At 40.6% G+C, this 18,537-nt stretch carries 12 protein-coding genes and 2 riboswitches; of the genes, 6 read left to right on the forward strand and 6 right to left on the reverse strand.

All coding sequences use genetic code 11. The features are described from left to right. Positions 1-386: 386 nt before the first annotated feature. The 3 genes from B5F08_RS04715 to B5F08_RS04725 all read right to left on the reverse strand — a co-directional run bounded on the left by B5F08_RS04715 (position 387) and on the right by B5F08_RS04725 (position 8,251). On the reverse strand, positions 387-4,076 hold the full coding sequence (locus B5F08_RS04715; protein ID WP_087376890.1) for a dockerin type I domain-containing protein: 3,690 nt from the start codon (positions 4,074-4,076) through the stop codon (positions 387-389). A 297-nt stretch (positions 4,077-4,373) separates the two neighbouring features. Beyond that, positions 4,374-6,962: a dockerin type I domain-containing protein gene (locus B5F08_RS04720; protein ID WP_087376892.1), complete on the reverse strand. Its 2,589-nt coding sequence runs from the start codon at positions 6,960-6,962 to the stop codon at positions 4,374-4,376. 338 nt (positions 6,963-7,300) lie between these two features. Next, positions 7,301-8,251, reverse strand: coding sequence for an L-lactate dehydrogenase (locus B5F08_RS04725; RefSeq protein ID WP_087376894.1), 951 nt, complete (start codon positions 8,249-8,251; stop codon positions 7,301-7,303). A 238-nt stretch (positions 8,252-8,489) separates the two neighbouring features. On the opposite strand from B5F08_RS04725, the gene B5F08_RS04730 reads away from it, so the two are divergent. Beyond that, positions 8,490-9,764 carry a chloride channel protein gene (locus B5F08_RS04730; protein ID WP_087377060.1) on the forward strand — a complete coding sequence of 425 codons (1,275 nt, stop codon included), beginning with the start codon at positions 8,490-8,492 and terminating at the stop codon, positions 9,762-9,764. Between the two features lie 65 nt (positions 9,765-9,829). Here the strand turns inward: B5F08_RS04730 and B5F08_RS04735 are convergent, their stop codons facing one another. Then, positions 9,830-10,360 carry an inorganic diphosphatase gene (locus B5F08_RS04735; protein WP_087376895.1) on the reverse strand — a complete coding sequence of 177 codons (531 nt, stop codon included), beginning with the start codon at positions 10,358-10,360 and terminating at the stop codon, positions 9,830-9,832. Positions 10,361-10,516: 156 nt separating this feature from the next. On the opposite strand from B5F08_RS04735, the gene B5F08_RS04740 reads away from it, so the two are divergent. After that, entirely contained in the window at positions 10,517-12,199 is a 1,683-nt protein-coding gene (locus tag B5F08_RS04740; RefSeq protein WP_242968275.1) for a DUF1653 domain-containing protein, read from the forward strand. A gap of 118 nt (positions 12,200-12,317) precedes the next feature. On the opposite strand, the gene B5F08_RS04745 is transcribed toward B5F08_RS04740, so the two are convergent. Both B5F08_RS04745 and yfbR read right to left on the reverse strand, forming a co-directional pair. Continuing rightward, the gene (locus B5F08_RS04745) at positions 12,318-13,481 is read right to left on the reverse strand and encodes an LCP family protein (protein WP_087376898.1); all 1,164 of its coding nucleotides are present in this window, start codon (positions 13,479-13,481) and stop codon (positions 12,318-12,320) included. A gap of 289 nt (positions 13,482-13,770) precedes the next feature. After that, positions 13,771-14,355: a 5'-deoxynucleotidase gene (yfbR, locus tag B5F08_RS04750; RefSeq protein ID WP_087376900.1), complete on the reverse strand. Its 585-nt coding sequence runs from the start codon at positions 14,353-14,355 to the stop codon at positions 13,771-13,773. 164 nt (positions 14,356-14,519) lie between these two features. Here yfbR and B5F08_RS04755 point away from each other — a divergent pair, with 164 nt between their 5' ends. The 4 genes from B5F08_RS04755 to B5F08_RS04770 all read left to right on the forward strand — a co-directional run bounded on the left by B5F08_RS04755 (position 14,520) and on the right by B5F08_RS04770 (position 18,489). Beyond that, positions 14,520-15,881: a Sapep family Mn(2+)-dependent dipeptidase gene (locus tag B5F08_RS04755; RefSeq protein ID WP_087376902.1), complete on the forward strand. Its 1,362-nt coding sequence runs from the start codon at positions 14,520-14,522 to the stop codon at positions 15,879-15,881. Between the two features lie 26 nt (positions 15,882-15,907). Further along, positions 15,908-16,732, forward strand: a complete 825-nt coding sequence (locus tag B5F08_RS04760) for a DUF975 family protein (RefSeq protein WP_087376904.1) — start codon at positions 15,908-15,910, stop codon at positions 16,730-16,732. A gap of 56 nt (positions 16,733-16,788) precedes the next feature. Further along, positions 16,789-16,902, forward strand: a riboswitch (FMN riboswitch). Positions 16,903-17,032: 130 nt separating this feature from the next. Beyond that, a complete protein-coding gene (locus tag B5F08_RS04765) occupies positions 17,033-17,671 on the forward strand; it encodes an ECF transporter S component (RefSeq protein ID WP_087376906.1) in 639 nt (212 codons plus the stop codon). A 46-nt stretch (positions 17,672-17,717) separates the two neighbouring features. Then, positions 17,718-17,814, forward strand: a riboswitch (THF riboswitch). 87 nt (positions 17,815-17,901) lie between these two features. After that, complete coding sequence (locus B5F08_RS04770; RefSeq protein WP_087376908.1) at positions 17,902-18,489, forward strand: folate family ECF transporter S component; 588 nt, start codon at positions 17,902-17,904, stop codon at positions 18,487-18,489. Positions 18,490-18,537: the final 48 nt, after the last annotated feature.

Here is an 18,537-nt window from a genome sequence, read left to right on the forward strand (position 1 = left end):
AGGCTAAACCCCAATTCCTCCTTCTTTTTTATCAAAGTGTTGGTTGCTTGATAAACGCAAAAACCCTGAATTTCAGATAGAAATTCAGGGTTTTTGGACAAGCTGACCGATACAAATGTATCGGTTTTTTTGTTTTATTCTGTAACAAACAAAAATACAGGTTTCTAAACCTTATTTTCACCAGATATCATATCAACCGTTATAACACATTGACACAGACTTATCCATTAAAAGCCGACACATAAAGTATCGGCTTTTTGTTTTTTTGTATTTTCTTTTATTTCGTTTCAAAGGTAAAGGGCTGCAGCATACGCCGCAGCCCTTTTCAATAAATTAAATTATTTGTTCATCTTTCGTGCGCAATCAATGAAACAAATTAATAGGAATTATTCTACTGGAATAGCTACGATTTCAGTTTCATAGAGACCAGCTGCAATCATCTGAATCAATGTAACATCATAAATTGTTATCTCTCCGTCCTTGTTTACATCGGCGAGTGTTTCATAGAATACAGATACTGTAAAATTAGTAAGAACAGTCTGTGTAATTGTTGCATCAACTACGGTTACTTCACCGCTAAGGTCTACGTCACCAAGATATGCGCCCTTCTTAAGATTGTTTATAGCCTCTTCGAGAGCTGCAATCTGATCCTTAACATCCTGAACTGTAGCATTCTCATCGTCTACAACTGCCTGAGCAGCTTCTATAGCATCCTTGAGAGCCTCTATTGTTTCTGGTACATACAGAGTTTTATCGTCGTCAACATAACCCTGAGCCTCTGCAATCTTATCAACGAGAGGCTGCTTATCTACTACAAGTGCTTCGCCTGCAGCATTGAGGTCTGCTGTCATCTTATCGATGATTTCCTGAGTATACGCGTCTGCGTTGCCTGCTGCTACGTCATCAAGAATCTTCTTAGCTTCTTCAAGAGCCTTATTGAGGTTTGCAACTGACTCTGCTGTGTAGCCTTCTGTGTCAAACTGTGACCACTTGTCATAAGCTTTCTGAAGCTCTGTAACATCAATCTTTATCTCACGGATAATTTCTGTCTCAAGTCTGAACTCGTCTGTTGTTGGCAAGCCGTCTTCACCGATCAATCTGTCGAGTTCCTGTTTCTCTGTGATAGAGTGTGATGCACCTGAACCTGCAAACTTAAATGCATACATATCGTTTACAACGTTGCCGTTAAGCTCGATTACAGAAGCGCCCTGTGCAGGGATGTCAGGATTTGTGGACTCATGAACCTTAAATCTGAAGATTGCCATGTATGCGCCCTCAGTAAAGTCAACACCGGAGTGGATGTTTGAGAAGTTGAAGAGCAGCTCGCCTGCTGGCTTGCCCTGAGATTCTGTAAGACCGGAATCAGGAATCTGATTGTCTACAACGTATCCTGCAATGCTTGCAAGACCCGGATATGTAACATCGAGGAACTCAAGATATGCATTAGTATAGAGAATATCAAACTCGCCGTTTACAAGCCAGTTCTCGTCGTTCTTAACCCATACACGGTACTCAACGATATCGCCTTCCTGAACTTCCTGTCCATTTACTGTAAAGTCTTCAACAACTGTTGGGTCACCATAGTAATATACAACCTTACCGTCTTCAGGATCTACGCCGCCCTTACCGTCTGTGATATCTGTGATTTCAATTGGTTTGCCTTCGTTTGCAGGATCTGCCGGAGAACCATCAAAGTTAAATGTGCTCAATACATCAAACTTACCTGCATTCTTAAGGCTTGTTTCACCTGTTCCTACAACTTCAAATTCCAAAGTTGCAAGTACATTTCTTATTGTAAAGTCAACACCGTTAGTTACATCTGTAAAGTTAAATGTAAAGAATCCGGATTCGTTGCTTATATTGTCAATAACACCAATTCCAGCCTCTGTAACTGTTGGATACTCAACTGACTTAATCTGGAGCTTGGAAGCATCGAAATTCATTGTATACTGAGCATTCAAAATCCATCTCAATGTTTCGAGGTCAATGTTAAATCTGAATGTATCACCAACATTGTATTCTGTTCCGTCAACTACAAGAGTTGTAACAGGAATCTCTTCTGGATCGATAACGTGCTCAACCTTACCTTCGTCAGGATTTACACCGCCGTTGCCGTCAGTGATATCTACGATTTCGATTGGCTCGCCGGGATTGTCAGCAGGTGAACCTTCAAACTGGAATGTTGAAAGAGCTACAAACTTAGCCTTGTCAGCAAGAGTTGTTTCGCCGCCTGCGATAACCTCAAAGGTTACCTCGTAAAGGTTAGCTGTCTTTGTAAAGTTAACACCATTTTCAATATCTGTAAAGTTAAATGTGTACCAGCCTTCGTCGTTGTCATAATTGTCATAAACAGCAATACCTGCGTCTGTTACTGCAGGATAAGCTGTATCAACTATCTTAAGCTTGGAAGCATCGAATTCCAAATCAAACTGGGAATTGAGAACCCATCTGTTAGACTGGAGCTGTCCTACAAGCTTAAATGTATCGCCTACATCGTAAGTTTTTCCGTCAACTGTAAGAGTCTTTTCTACTGGAATTTCCTCTGGGTCAACGAGATGTTCGATCTTGCCTTCTTCAGCCTTGATACCGCCGTTGCCGTCTGCGATGTCAACGATTTCTATTTCTTCATCAGGATGATCAGCAGGTGAACCCTCGAACTGGAATGTTGAAAGAACCTCAACATTTGCCTTATCAGCAAGAGTTGTTTCGCCGCCTGCGATAACCTCAAAGGTTACCTCATAAAGGTTTGCTGTAGATGTAAAGTCAACACCATTTTCAACATCTGTAAAGTTGAACTTGTACCAGCCTTCATCGTTGTTGTAGTTCTCTACAGTTGCGATGCCAGCAGCTTCTATTGCAGGATAAGCTGTGTCAACTATCTTAATCTTAGAAGCATCAAAGTTGAGAACGAACTGAGCATTCATAACCCATCTGTTAGCCTGGAGCTGTCCAACGAGCTTGAATGTTTCGCCTACATTATAGGTCTTACCGTCAACTGTAAGAGTCTTTTCTACTGGAGTTTCGTCCTTAATTTCGTTGCTTATTGTACCGTTATCAGGATTCAAAGCACCGTTTCCGTCTGTAATATCAACAGGTCTGAGATCCTCATCCTTATGATCAGCAGGATCTCCGTCAAATGGGAAGGAGGACATCTCAACGATGTTTGTCTTGTCATTCAAAGTTGTTTCGCCGCCGCCTACAACCTTAAATGTAACAACATAGAGTTCGCCCTTCTCTGTGAAGTTTGCACCCTTTGATGGATCTGAGAAGTTAAATGTATACCAGCCTTCTTCGTTGCTGAAATTTTCAAATACTGTAATGCCTGCTGCATCGAGAACAGGATAATTTGCTTCAACAACATTAAGTTTTGTCTGGTCAAAGTTAAGTTCAAACTGGGTATTCATCAGCCATCTGTTTGTCTGGAGATCGCCTACAAATGTAAATGTGTCACCTACATTATAAATTTTACCGTCAACTGTGAGAGTTTTTTCAACCGGCTCTTCTGCATCAGGAGCTGCCTCGTTCTTTATAGCACCCTTATCAGCAATAATTCCGCCGTTTTCATCGTTAACAGCAACCATTGTAAAGTCATCTTTACCTTCAGGACTTCCTTCAAAATTGTAAGATCTCATATCTACAATTTTAACGCCGTCTGCCAAAGCTGTTTCACCTGTGCCGATTACTTCAAACTTAAGATCATACAAAGTCTTGCTTGTTGTAAAGTCAGCTCCGGTCAATGGCTGTGAGAAGTTAAAGAGGAATTTTCCTTCGTCAAGGTTGTTGTAGAATACTGTGATTCCCTGAGCTGTAAGTTCTGGGAACATAGCTTCCTCTGTCTGATTATCGACAAGTTTAAGCTTTGAATTGTCGTAAGGAACTTCAACTTGTCCGTTCATGAGCCAATTGTTTACCTGAAGCTCGCCCTTAAGCTCAACAATATCGCCCATTTGATAGCTTTTTCCGTCAACTACCAAAACTTCTTCCGCTGAGGCTGTAAAGGAAACAGCAAACAGAGAAGCAATCATTGAAATGGAAAGTAGCACGGAAATGCACTTTTTCAAGTAGTTTGTTTTCACTGTTTAAACCTCCAATCTTTTTTACGCACAACTATAATTTAATTTATTTTGTACATATTCATTATACCATTTTCAACCCTTTTGTCAATAATATATATCAATAAAAACTTTTTTTAGTATTATTCACAATACATTTTACATACTTTTATGTATCATATCAAAAATATCACCTTAATAAAAAAGCGGAGTTTGTAAAAACAGTTTACAAACTCCGCATAACTTATTTACTTGTTATAATCCCAAATACTGAATAAAAAACAAACTTTCAATACCTTAATTTTAAATACCTGTTAATAATCAGATTTCGTCTGGGAATACATACTCATTCTCAGCATTAGTTGCAAGACGAACCTGAATCATTGTTGTATCCATTATTGTAATCTTGCCATCCTTGTTAACATCAGCTGCAAGCTCGTTAATTGTTACGTTAAGCTTTACAAGGAAGTTCTGGATATAAGATGCATCGTCGATATTAACTCTACCGTCGTCATTTGCATCTCCGAGAAGAACGCCTTCTACGAGGTTGTCAATAGCTGTGTTGATAGCCTCTGTTGCTGCTACAACATCTTCATAAGCTACGAATTCTGTTTCAACCTTTGCAAGGAGCTCTTTTCCTGCATCTACTGCTGCCTGGAGAGCTGCTTTGCTTGTTGGTGAGTACTTGTCATCAGCAAGCTTCTCTTCTGCTGCTGCGATTGCTGCTTCGAGAGCTGTTGTGTCAGGCTTAACTGCTGCCATAGCTGCTGTGAGAGCCTCGATCTGAGCCTTAACGTCGTCAACTGTTGCAGCCCCTATAACTGATTCTGCTGCTGCGATTGCTGCTTCAAGATCTGCTATAGACTCTTCTGTGTAGCCTTCTTTTGCTGCGAGCTCTTTTGCCTCTGCGATGAGAGCCTCAAGTTCTGCTGTATCAACTACAAGACCGTCGATAGCTGCCTGGAGAGCTACGATTTCATCAGCAACTGCCTGTACGCTTTCAGGAGCTTCTGCTACTGTCTTAGCGTGTACAATAGCATCTGCCAATGCCTGAACAGATTCTGATGTGTAGCCTGTTGTATCCATTGCTTCTGCTGTCTCGATAAGTGCTTCGAGAGCTGATACGTCGATTTTTACTGCGTCCATAGCTGCCTGGAGAGCCTTAACTGCTGCGTTAACCTGATCCTGTGACTGTGGATCTGCTGCAACTGCCTCAGCTGCTGCGATAGCCTCATTGAGAGCTGCGATAGATTCTTCTGTGTAGCCTTCTTCTGCTGCAAGAGCCTTTGCCTCTGCGATGAGAGCCTCAAGAGCGGATGTGTCGATATCTTTAATTTCTGTTACAAGATTTGATTCCTCAACATTAAGTGTACCTGTCTCTTCATCGTATACATTTGTCATGTCATAGCTTGAACCGTCAGGCTGACCTGGTGTAGAGAATACATATGTTTCAACAATCTTTGTATCAACTGTGTAGTTGCCAGGAGCTGCATCTTCTTTTACTGTGAAGTAGAAATCAAATACTTTGCCAAGCTCCTCAAAGCTTACACCGTTTGTTGTGGAGAAGTTGAAGTAAATTGTAGATGTACCGTCGCCGTTGTCTACTACGTTGTCAACTACAGAAACGCCTGCTGCTGTAATAACAGGATATGTAATAGAATCGTCATTTACAACAAGATCAAGAACTGTGTTGTTGAATGTGATCTCATACTGACCGTTTGCAAACCAATTATCATCCTTTATATTGAGGTAATGATTGATTTCGTCGCCGGCAACAACTTCAATACCGTTAACGATAATCTTATCAGTTACTGCAGGTGTATCTGCTACAACCGGTTCTGCATCGGATGTACCCTTTGCAGCATCGATTTCGCCTGTGTTATCGTCAATAACACTTACCTGAGTATAGTCAGGATTTTCCTCCTGTGCAGGATCGCCAGCAAAAGGAAAACTGCTCATTGCTTCGATTTCGTCAGTAACGTCCTTAGCTGTATCTGAACCCTTTATAACTGTGAATGGAAGATCGTAGAGAACTGCTGAGTTTGTAAAGTTATAACCTGCTGTAACATCAGTAAAGGTAATTCTAATTTCGCCAACGCTTGCGCCGCTCTCTTTATCTTTTACATCGTTATACATGAAAGAACCGATTCCGAATACATTCGGGAACATTTTTTCATCTTCTACAGGAGCAAACTGGAGATACTCTGGGTCATACTTAACAGAAATCTGACCGTTCATAAGCCAGTTGTTATTTACCTGGATTTTCTTTGAGATATAAACTGTCTCGCCAACTGTTGCTTCGTAACCGTTGATTGTCAAAGTTTCAGCCTCAGGACCTTTAATCTCTATTTCTCCTTCTGTACCCTTATCAGCTGGAATTGTGCCATTTTCAAGTGCGCTGTCAAAAGGATATTCTACCGGCTTACCCTGATTTTCTTCTGACTGAGGGTCACCAGCAAATGGGAATGTGCTTATAACCTGAAGATCGTCATCGATTGTAACTTCTTCAGCTGAACCTGCGATAACCTCAAAAGTAAGGTCATAGAGAATTCCGCCCTGTGTAAAGTCGATACCTTTCTTTACATCCGTGAAGTTGAAATTGATTTTACTTCCTGTATTAAAGTATACCAAACTATGTCCGTTAGCTACAGGGAACATTTTTGATGGTTCTTCTTCAACAAATTTCAGGACATCACTGTTATAAGGGATGGATACCTGGCCGTTAAGCAGCCACTTATCATTAACAGTGATTTCCTTCTTCACCTCAATAGTATCTCCAACAGTATATGTCTTACCGTTAATTGTTACAGTATCTTCTGCTGCATTAGCAATAAGGGATACAGACATAACAGATACCAACATTGCAATAGTAAGAACTATTGAAAGACATTTTTTTAATCCTTTTTTCAAAACAATAACCTCCGTTCTTTTTTTAGTAATCAGTATTCGGAATAAAAAGTACACTTTTTACCTTCTCCATTATATATCAGAAACAGCGGCCTTGTCAATAAAAATATCCGGTTTAATTTGATAAGTTTTATTTATTTTATCACATTTTCATAAATCATTTTTGTTTCGCTTTTACAGAATTTTCTTTTTAAAAAAATACAATGTTCTTACTCCTTTTCAATTTTAAAAAAAGGAAAAAAAGGTATAAAAAACAAACAGAGAACGGCAATCGCTCTCTGTTTATAACAAGATATATAATTTTTATTAAAATCTTATTTTTAAGGTTTAAATAATTCTCATTACAGCTCAATGCTGTTAAAGCATTCATCAAGAAGTGTGCAGGAATTTTCCATTCTTTCAAGCTCGTCCGGAGTAAGTTCAAGCTCGATTGTTCTGTCTACACCGTTTTTATTGATAATTGCAGGGTTTCCGATAAATACGCCTTTTTTGCCGTATTCACCTCTGAGTCTTACGGAAACTGTCAAAACGCTGTTCTGGTTCTGTAAAATAGCCTTTGCAATTCTAACCATAGCCATACCTATTCCGTAATAGGTAGCACCCTTTGCCTCGATAATGTGCTGAGCTGCACCTCTTACAAGGCCGCTTATTTTATCCAAATCCTCAAGGCTGTACTGGTCGCCGCTCTTTTCAACTATATCTGTAATTCTCTTTGTGGAGATGAGAGCCTGTGACCACGGAACGAATTCGCTGTCGCCGTGCTCACCGATAACATAGGCGTGAACGTTTCTTGGGTCAACGCTGAAATAATCGCCAACAAGGTAACGAAGTCTTGCAGAGTCCAGGGTTGTACCTGTTCCCACTACTCTTGATGGGTTAAAGTTTGAAAGCTCGCAGGTAATTCTTGTCATAATGTCAACAGGGTTTGTAGCAACAAGGAAAACTCCGCCGAAGCCGCTTCTTACAACAGGGCCAACTATGGATTTGAAAACAGCTGTGTTTCTCTGCAAAAGCTCAAGTCTGGATTCGCCGGGCTTCTGGTTTGCACCTGCGCAGATTGCAACGATATCTGCATCTGAGCAATCGCTGTAGTTACCTGCATAAATTCTCATGCTGCTTGAAGAGAAAGCCACGCCGTGGTTAAGGTCTGCTGCTTCTCCTTCTGCACGCTTCTTGTTAATATCTATAAGCACAAGCTCGTCGCAAACATTCTGGTTAAGGAGAGCATAAGCAAAGCTCATTCCTACCATTCCTGTACCTACAATAACAACTTTTCTTTTGTTAAGCATCATTTTTACATCAACCTTTCGTATGAACGGTTTTCCCCCTCATTAAAGAAAGAAACCGAAATTTTTAATATAAACAAAACTTACTCATTAAAATTGACTGCGCTGATTTTTGGTGGTAAAATTATCAGTGTTTTACTCTAAACCAAATTCATTCAAATTAAAAGACAGTTAGGAGGCGTCTTATTTGAAACAGGAAAATGAGGGCAATCAATCAATATTCCCGAAGAAATCTCCGGAAGAAATAAAAGACCAGTTAAAATCTTTTCTTCGCAGGAAAATTCTCTCCATACGAAATTATATATTTACATTTCTCAAATGGGCTGTTGTGGCAGGTGTCACCGGCTGCACAGGAGGCTTTATCGGAGGACTTTTTCACGAAAGCGTAAAATACGTAACCGAGCTTCACAACGCAAACCCTTTTCTGCTTTATTTTCTGCCCTTTGCGGGTCTTCTTTTAGTTTTAATGTACAGAGGGCTTAAATTCGACAGCGACCCCGGCACAAACATTGTAATAAACTCCGTTCGTTCTCACAACGAAGTTCCCATACTTATAGCGCCGCTGATTTTCGCCGCAACTGTTATTACTCAGCTTTTCGGCGGTTCAGCCGGACGAGAAGGAGCCGCTTTACAGCTTGGCGGAAGTATAGGACGCCAAATGGGCGGAATTTTCAAGCTTGATGAAAAGGACATGCATATTGCCATAATGTGCGGAATGAGCAGTGTTTTCTCAGCCCTTTTCGGAACTCCTCTCACCGCTGTTATATTTGCAATCGAGGTTATAAGCGTCGGCGTTTTCTATTACAGCGCACTTGTTCCCTGTCTTATAGCTTCTCTGTCAGGATTTGCAGTATCTTCACTTATGGGAGCCGCTCCCCTTTACTTTGCCGTTGAGCATTTTCCCGATATTGAAATACTTACATTGCTTAGGGTTTTGCTTTTAGGAGTTCTCTGCGCCGTTGTGAGTATTATTTTCTGTATCACATTAAAAAATACGGCAAAGCTTTTCAAAAAGCTTTTTAAAAATTCATACATAAGAATATTTGTAGGCGGACTTATTGTGGTTATTCTCACTTTGATTATAAACACACACCGCTTTAACGGAACCGGTATGGAATACATAGAACGTGTATTCAACGGCGGTCAGGTTGTCTGGTTTGACTTTATAATGAAAATCATCTTCACAGCAGTAACCATATCTGCCGGATTTAAAGGCGGCGAAATCGTTCCAACCATGTTTATAGGAACAGCCTTCGGTTACTTTGCCGGAAGTCTTTTGGGTCTTGACCCACAGTTCGGCGCAGCTATAGGACTTGTTGCCACCTTCTGCGGCGTTGTAAATTGCCCTGTTGCATCGATTATTCTCAGTGTTGAAATTTTCGGAGCACATGGACTTATATTCTTTGCCGTTGCCGTATCCGTAAGCTACATGCTCTCAGGATATTACGGTCTGTACTCCAGCCAAAAAATTCTTTATTCAAAACTAAAGGCTGAATACATAAACATAAATGCAAAGTAAATCCTAAATAAACCTTAGTTTTTTACAAGACATCGAAACCGGTGTCTTGTTTTTTTATTTTAATTTCAACAGTTGAATTTTTCCTTGTAATTCTTGATGCAGGAATGAACTATCTCAATAGCCTTTGCCGCATCCTGAACTTCGTCTACCGCTGTTTCCTTGTTTTCAAGGGATTTGTAAACTTTAAAGAAGTGAGCCATTTCCTCGAAAATATGCATAGGAAGCTGTGAAATGTCGGAATATGTGTTATATGACGGGTCATTGAAAGGAATTGCAATAATCTTTTCGTCATTCTTTCCGTTGTCTATCATATTTATAACGCCGATAGGATAACATCTTACTGTTGTAAGGGGATACATCACCTGACTGCACAAAACAAGTACGTCAAGCGGGTCACCGTCGTCGGCATATGTTCTCGGAATAAATCCGTAGTTAGCAGGATAATGAGTAGAGGTATGCAAAATTCTGTCCAGCACCAAATAGCCGGTCTGTTTGTCAAGCTCGTACTTAGACTGACTGCCCTTCGGTATTTCTATTACTACCATAAAATCCAATGCGTTGATTCTGGAAGAATCCATATCGTGCCAAATATTCATTTTTTTCCCTCCAAGTAAAAATTTTTTAATACTGCCCCTATATTATAACATATAGAAAACTGTTGCACAATAGCCAATTTTATGTTAAACTAAATAAAGTTATTGATTAAGTTTAACAAAAGTCAGTAAAATACACTAATCCGGAGGTCATGTATCATGAGTTTCATTAACGAAAGTATTATCTACAATATCTACCCGTTGGGTTTCTGCGGTGCTCCTATTATGAACGATAATAAACAAGAGTACCGACTTGATAAAATCTACGAGTGGATAGACCATTATAAGGAGCTTAGAGTTAACGCCATAGTGTTCAACCCTGTATTTGAAAGCACTAAACACGGTTACGATACACGTGATTATTATAAAATAGATAAGCGACTTGGCGACAACCAGTCTTTCAAAAGAATTTGTGACACTCTTCACAGCAACGGCATAAAGGTTATACTTGACGGCGTATTCAACCATGTAGGCAGAGAGTTCTGGGCATTTAAGGATGTTCAGGAAAAGGGAAGCAATTCACCATACTGCGGATGGTTCCAAAATCTCAATTTCGGCGGTTCAAGCCCTTACGGCGACCCCTTCTGGTACGAGGGCTGGGCAGGACACTACGACCTTGTAAAGCTCAACCACCACAACCGTGACGTAGTAAATCATCTTTTGGGCGCAGTTTCCTTCTGGATTGACGAATTTGACATTGACGGACTCCGCCTTGATGTTGCAGACTGCATCGACGTAAACTTCTTTAAAGAGCTTAGAGCACTGTGCAAGTCAAAGAAAAGCGACTTCTGGCTTTACGGAGAGATAATCCACGGCGATTATACACGCTATGCAAACCCTGAGGCTTTGGACTCTGTTACAAACTACGAGTGCTACAAGGGAATTTACTCCTCCCATAATGACCACAACTATTTTGAAATCGCCCACTCACTTCAGCGTCAGTTCGGCGGCGCTTACGGCGGCGGTATTTACAGAAATATCTACACCTACAATTTTGTTGACAACCACGATGTAAACAGAATTGCAAGCACACTTAGAGATAAAAATCACCTTGCCAACGTATACACACTCATGTACACAATGCCGGGTGTTCCGTCAATCTATTACGGAAGTGAATACGCAATAGAGGGCGTGAGAAGCAACACAAGCGACGAAGCTCTCCGTCCATGCCTTGATTTCCACAATCTTGTAAATCCAAACCTTGAGCTTTGCAGCTTCTTAGGACGTCTGGGAAAGGCAAGACTCGGTCTTAAAGCCGTTAAATACGGAACATTTGAAAATGTAAATATCAAAAACGAACAGCTTGTTTACAAGCGTCAGTATGAGGATCAGACAGTATATATCGCATTAAACCTTGCCGCAGAGGACAAAAACATGGACTTCAAGGTTGACGGCGACACATATCTTGTTGATGTTTTAAATAACTACGAAACATTCCAGGCAAACGGCTGGGCAAATATAAGCATTCCGGCATATTCCGCTAGAATCCTTGTTCAGGGCTCTGCTGATTTCAGACTTCCGGAAGATCAGTGCCAAAACTCTGAACCACAGCAGGAGGCTCCGGCAGCTGAAGAAATAACAGAAACACCGGTTGCTGAGGAACCAGCTGTTGAGGTTGAAGAGGTTCCGGTTCCGCAGCCTGTACATCTCGGCAGATACCGTCATTTCAAAGGCGGCGAATACGAGGTTGTAGGTATTGCAAAACACAGCGAAACAGGAGCAGAAATGGTTGTTTACAAAAACGCCATGGACGGAAGCCTTTGGGTAAGACCATACGCTATGTTCAATGAGGTTATAGAACGTGACGGAAAGAAAATGCTTCGTTTCGCTCCCATGGACTGATAATTGATTTGATGTAAATTAAATTCAAAATCCCGGATTTACAAAGCTTAGTTCAGTAAATCCGGGATTTCTTTCATAAAAAATCACCGTACCTTTCGGCACGGTGATTAAGATTATTTTAATAGTATACGTTTTCTTCTTCCGATTCTATTTCAGTACCGCCGCTTACAAGCTCCTCGTAAAGGAACACTGCAAGCTCTTTTCTTGCGGCGTCAAAATCATAAATTCTTATTATTGACTGACCGTCTGAGGTTTCGCCGTATTCCCAATAATTATTAGGAACCGTTGTTTCTACCATATCATAGCTGAGATATGTCAAGGAGTTCATAACAAGTGTTGTTATCTCGCTCTTTGTCAGGTTAGTGGTTATCATAGGTCCTATTTCACTGACAATCTGGATAATCTGAGGAAGTGAAGCTGTTTTCATATCCTCCATAACCGTGTTGAGGAAATCTCTCTGTCTGTCGGTTCTGTCCCAGTCGTCACCCTCAAAAACAAACGGGTCGCCGCTGTCTCTTTCATCAAAGCCTCTGTTTCTGCAATGCCAAAGAGCCTGAGAACCATTGAGATGTACAATGCCCGGCTCTGCGGTAATCTCATTTTCCGTATCAGTCTGACCGTTTCTGTATCTCTGATGGTTAATATAGTCAATCTCACCCTGAGTAAGCTCTATGTCAATTCCGCCCAAAGTATTAACTATATTTTCAAAAGCATCAAAACCTACAACTGCGTATCTGTCTATTTTTATTCCAAAATTATACTCAACAGTTTCTATGGCAAGTTCAGGGCCGCCTAAAGAATATGCGTTGGTAATCTTTTGCATACCGTAACCCGGAATTTCCACATAGGTATCTCTCAAAAATGATGTGAGCTTAATTTTATCGTGGCGGTTATCTATGGAAAGGAGAATCAAGCTGTCGCTTCTGCCGTAATCCTCTCCGCTCCAGTCTCTCATATCGCTGCCGAAAAGCATAACATTGAGCACCATAGGGTCATTAAGCAAGCCGGAATCCATATCGGTATTCAGATCGCCGATGCCCAAATCAGGAGCCTCTCCCTCTGTGGTTTCATCAGTAGGATTGCTCTCCTTGCTGAAATTATCAAAATTAAAAGAATCAAGGGTTTTATAATAATAAATAATACCGGAGCCAAGCACAATAAATATCAGAGAAAGGAAAACTGCCACAACTCTTCTAGCTGTTCCCTTGGGCTTAAACTTAGGCATTTTATTCTTTTTTGAATTGGAACTGATATCTCTGCTTCTATTATCATTACCCGCCATGGAATCGCCTCTCTTAAAAAAATAAAAATATAGTATAAAATTTTATCACGAAAAACCGCAATAATTTATAATGCTTTTAAGGTTAAATTATACTTGTCTTAAAACACTTCATGTTAAAAAATCCCAGCTAAAATGGGGTTTTATGTAATTTTAGTGTAAATCAGGTAGAATTTTTGACTTTAATATTATACAACTAATAGGCGAAAAAAATAATTCTCAATTAGAATTATAAATAAATTCAGCAAAATATCACAGTATACATTTATACACATCAAATTTATGTAAAGTTTTACCCTTGTTCATCTAAAGTAAGGCTGAAAGCCGGCAAAAACTCCTTTAAAAACACCTCTATTTCCGGCATTTTCATGTTTTTAAGGTCATTTTCCAGCGTCTTTTTGGCTTGGTCAAATTCTCGGCTTCCGGTCATCTGCTCTTCCGTGCATTTTATAAGGGCAGAGATTTTATCGGCGGCTTTTACAAATCTGTAAAGCTCCTTATTCTCCCTTTCAAAATTTAAAACAGGAGAATACTCCTCACGCAAATCATCAGGAAGCATGGAAAGAAGCTTATCCACAGCGATTTCCTCTACCTTTTTATATGCCTCAACAATTGCCGGGTTATAGTATTTAACCGGTGTAGGCATATCGCCTGTTATTATTTCCGAAACATCATGAAACATGGCGGCAACTGCTATTTTGTCCGCATCAATATTGCCGTTAAATCTTTTGTTGTGTATAACACAGAGAGCGTGGGCGATGATTGCTGTCTGTATGCTGTGTTCTGAGATATTCTCGGTTCTTGTGTTGTTCATAAGACCCCAGCGGTTTATATATTTCATTCTTGAAAGCATTGCGAAAAAATTACTCTGTTCCATAAAATCACTTCCTTAAAAAAATAGTGCATTTTTTACTGCTATCTGCTATAATATAATTTAACACAAATAACACAAAAAAATTCAGACTGTTTCTGAATATTATATTACAATATTACTGTAAGGTAAATAGTTTATTTGCCTTATTTTAGAAAGGAAAGTTATATATGAGTTTTGGCGAAAAAATTCTTAACTACAAGGACGATATATTAAAGGATTTGAACACCCTTGTCTCCTTTAAATCCATATCACGTTACTACAACGACGAATGTGAAAAAGCTTTGGACTTTATAATGTCAAGGGCTGAGGAATTCGGACTGACATCCAAGAAAGTTGCGAGCAACTGCGGTCATGTTCAGCTGGGCGACTCCGGAAAGCTCTGCGGCGTTTTGACACATCTGGACGTTGTTCCCGAGGGAAACGGCTGGAATACAGAGCCATTTGCACTGACAGTAAAGGACGGCAGATATTACGGAAGAGGAGTTGCAGACGACAAGGGCTTTGCACTTATCACTTTGTATTGTCTGAAGGCATTGAAGGACAACAATGTGGATATTAAAAACACACTCCGTGCTATTTTCGGAACCGACGAAGAGGTTGGCATGAACGACATGAAGACCTACTTTGAAAACGAGCCTCTTCCGGAAATGGCATTTACTCCCGACAGCAATTACGGAATATGCGTTGGCGAAAAAGGAATTTTGCAGGTTGAAATATCCCTCGACAGACATGACGGCACTATTCTTACAGAGCTTAACGGCGGAGAGGCTATAAACGCTGTTCCCGATTATGCCTATGCTCTTTTGGACGCCAGTGAAAACGACGACCATCAGCTTCTGCGTCTTGCCGATGCAAGGGACGGAGATTTTGAGTTTAAATACACAATAGACGGAATGATGATAATAAGCCGTGGCAAATCCGCCCACGCCTGTGAGCCTGACCTGGGCAAAAACGCAATAACCGAGCTTGTTTCTCTGCTCTGCTCCCACTACGGCTTAAAGGCAATGGGCAGTATCTGTTCATTTATAAACTACAGAATAGGAACAGAAACAAACGGAATTTCAATGGGACTTAAAATGCGTGATGCAGCTTCCGGAGATTTAACTATCAACGTGGGAACAGTCCGCATTGGCGAGAATGGTGCTTCTGCCACACTTGATATAAGATACCCTGTCACCGTAAACGGCAAGGATATAATCGACAGAGTTTTCTCAGCCGCAAAGTACGAGGGTCTTAATTTCAGAATTATCAAACACGAAAAGCCTGTTTACTTTGAAAAGGGCAGCAAGCTTGTAAACCTTTTAAGCGAAGCATACAAGGACATTATGGGAGAATATCCAAACCTTTACACAACCGGCGGTGGCACTTACGCTAAGACACTGGGAGGAAAAGGCCTTGCATTCGGCGGAGTTTTCCCTGATGATGAATGTGGACTTCACCAGGCAAACGAAAGCATTGACGCAGAAAAGTTTTTCCTGCACGCTCAAATCTGCCTTGAAGCCATGTACAAAATGGCTGTAGAGGACTGATAATATCTTCATAGGAGCTGAAAAAGTTGTTTAAAGCTTTAAAACTTACCGCAAAAGCCAAGCTCTCCCATGGGGGAATTTCCATTTCCGTGGGAGCCGTGATGGTTTGCCTTTTAACAGCTGCGGCGGGAAATTATTTATCATATCTTATAGGACTTTTGGGAAGCCTTATTCCCGGTATAGAACAAACGGGATTTTTACTGCCTGTTATTCAGGGAATATTCTGCGCAGCGGCTATGTTTTTCTTCTCCCCCTTGTTTTTGGGATGCTATAGACTGTTTCTGCTTATTGCAAGGGATGAACAGCCGAAATTATCGGAAATATTTTATTACGGCGGCAACGGACTTTATAAGTGCGCCTTGAAATTCAGCTTTTCTCTCTTAATCAGAGTTCTGGCAAGGCTTTTAATATCCTTTCTCCCTCTTTTGGGAGTTGTTATGCTGTTTGTTTTCACTCCCCTGAAAAACACAACCAATCCCCTTGTGGGAGCGGCGGTATTTTCAATTTTCATTGTTTTGGGACTTATCCTGTTTGTATATCTCTGTACATCTCTTTTTTATGCTGCCACAGCATTCACAATGATGCCTCAGATAAACAGCAATGCCCATTTCCGCCGTTCAAGGGAAATCTGTCAAAACCAAAAAGGCAATATTATCCTGTTTTACCTGAGTTTTATTCCTTGGTATTTGCTGGGTTTTTTTATAATTCCCATTTTGTGGGTTACTCCCTATTTCTTTGTAACAATGATAATTTTCAGCTTTTACCTTGAAAACAAGTACAAAAACAAGTTTAAAACCGCTGTAAATCAAAATATTTCTGTGGCAAACACTTCCGCCTTTCAGCAGTTTTAAAAACAAGACTATTGACAATCTAAAACATACGTCATATAATTTAATAAAAGAAAATAAGTTGTCTTCGGGGCGGGGTGTAATTCCCCACCGGTGGTTAAAGTCCACGAGCGTAACGCTGATTCGGTGAAATTCCGAAACCGACGGTATAGTCCGGATGAAAGAAGATAAACACTTAATGCTTTTGGCACATTTTTGTGCAGCACATTAAGCTGTGGAATACCCCCGAATATTCGGGGGTTCTTTTTTTGCAACAGACAACAAATCTTCTTTAAATCATTTCTATTATTGGAGGTTTTTGTTATGCAGACAAAATCAAAGGTCAACAACAGTGCAAAACAGCACACAAACACACATCTCAACAGGCTTATCATAGCCGCAATGCTTTCCGCTTTGGCGGCTGCCCTTATGTTTTTTGAGGTTCCGCTTCCATTTATCGCACCGGACTTCTACAAGCTGGACTTTTCCGAAATTCCTGTGCTTATCGGCGGATTTTCTCTCGGTCCTGTTTGGGCAATCGTAATGGAGCTTGTAAAAATCCTCTTAAAGTTTGTGTTAAAAGGCACTATGACCGCAGGCGTGGGCGAGCTTGCCAACTTCCTTATGGGATGCGCCTTTGTTGTTCCTGCTTCCCTTTTGTACAAATGGAAAAAGAAAAGAAGCTTCGCTCTTCTGGGAATGGGCATAGGAACCGTTGCAATGGCTGTTGCCGCTGTATTTTTAAACGCATATCTGCTTCTTCCTGCATATGCCGCAGCATTTAAAATGCCAATGGAAGCATTTGTTCAGATGGGTTCAGCCATAAACCCAAACATCGACGGACTTTTGTCATTTGTAATTTTGGCTGTTGCGCCTTTCAATCTTGTTAAGGGAATACTTGTTTCAATTTTGGTTTTCTTCCTTTACAAGCCGCTGTCAAGACTTATACACAGCAAAATTTAAAAAACCGATTGACAAAGACATTATTTGTGCTATAATCAGATATGTTCACAGAGTAGAGATTTGTGCGTGAAGTGCCCAATGAACGGGGAGTTGTCGTTGGGACGAAAGGTTAACCTGCGGTACAAATTTCGCATCCCGCTGTTACATCAGGACTTTATGCGGGCGGAATTGTGAAATTCCGCCCTTTTTATAACCTCCTTTTGTAGCAACAATTAAAAAGGAGGTATTTTATGTCAATTTTTGCAAAAAGCGGAAACAATATGACTCCGCTTGAAAAACTCAGACGTTCTTCCCACGAATTATCCTCTCCCGCATCCGTGGCTATCTGCGGTATGCTTTTGGCATTGAGAGTTGTATTGGGATATTACGCAAACTTCACCCTCGCCGCATTTCCCGGCGTAAAGTTCAGCCTTGTTTTTATACCAACTGCAATCTGCGGTATGATTTTAGGCCCTGTCCCCACAGCCATTATGGGCGGCTGCGGTGATATGCTGTCATTTTTCTTAAATTCAACAGGCGGCGCATATTTTCCCGGCTGGACAATCAACGCCGCTTTAAGCGGTCTGATTTACGGTATGCTTCTTTACAAAAACAACGCCACACTTCCAAGGGTAATCATAAGCAAGCTCATTATCACAATTTTTGTTGAGCTGCTTTTGGGAACCTTCTGGCTCACCGTTCAGTACGGCTTCCCGTATTTCGAGTACCTTGCCGCAAGAGCATTAAAACAGCTTGTAACAACACCTTTCGAGATTATTGTAATTTTCTCTTTGGTATCCGTTGTAAAAAAGGCAAAGCTTGTAAGAGCAAAAACTTAACTTTATATACTAAAACCAGCTTCCCCGGCTGGTTTTTTATTTTGTTTA

This window comes from Anaeromassilibacillus sp. An172, assembly GCF_002160515.1.
Lineage (GTDB): Bacteria > Bacillota > Clostridia > Oscillospirales > Acutalibacteraceae > Limousia > Limousia pullorum.

Coding starts and splice junctions, on each gene's coding strand:
- B5F08_RS04745 (WP_087376898.1), bottom strand. CDS start 13,481: ATGGCGGGTAATGATAATAGAAGCAGAGATATCAGTTCCAATTCAAAA.
- B5F08_RS04725 (WP_087376894.1), bottom strand. CDS start 8,251: ATGATGCTTAACAAAAGAAAAGTTGTTATTGTAGGTACAGGAATGGTA.
- B5F08_RS04735 (WP_087376895.1), bottom strand. CDS start 10,360: ATGAATATTTGGCACGATATGGATTCTTCCAGAATCAACGCATTGGAT.
- B5F08_RS04755 (WP_087376902.1), top strand. CDS start 14,520: ATGAGTTTTGGCGAAAAAATTCTTAACTACAAGGACGATATATTAAAG.
- B5F08_RS04765 (WP_087376906.1), top strand. CDS start 17,033: ATGCAGACAAAATCAAAGGTCAACAACAGTGCAAAACAGCACACAAAC.
- yfbR (WP_087376900.1), bottom strand. CDS start 14,355: ATGGAACAGAGTAATTTTTTCGCAATGCTTTCAAGAATGAAATATATA.
- B5F08_RS04740 (WP_242968275.1), top strand. CDS start 10,517: ATGAGTTTCATTAACGAAAGTATTATCTACAATATCTACCCGTTGGGT.
- B5F08_RS04770 (WP_087376908.1), top strand. CDS start 17,902: ATGTCAATTTTTGCAAAAAGCGGAAACAATATGACTCCGCTTGAAAAA.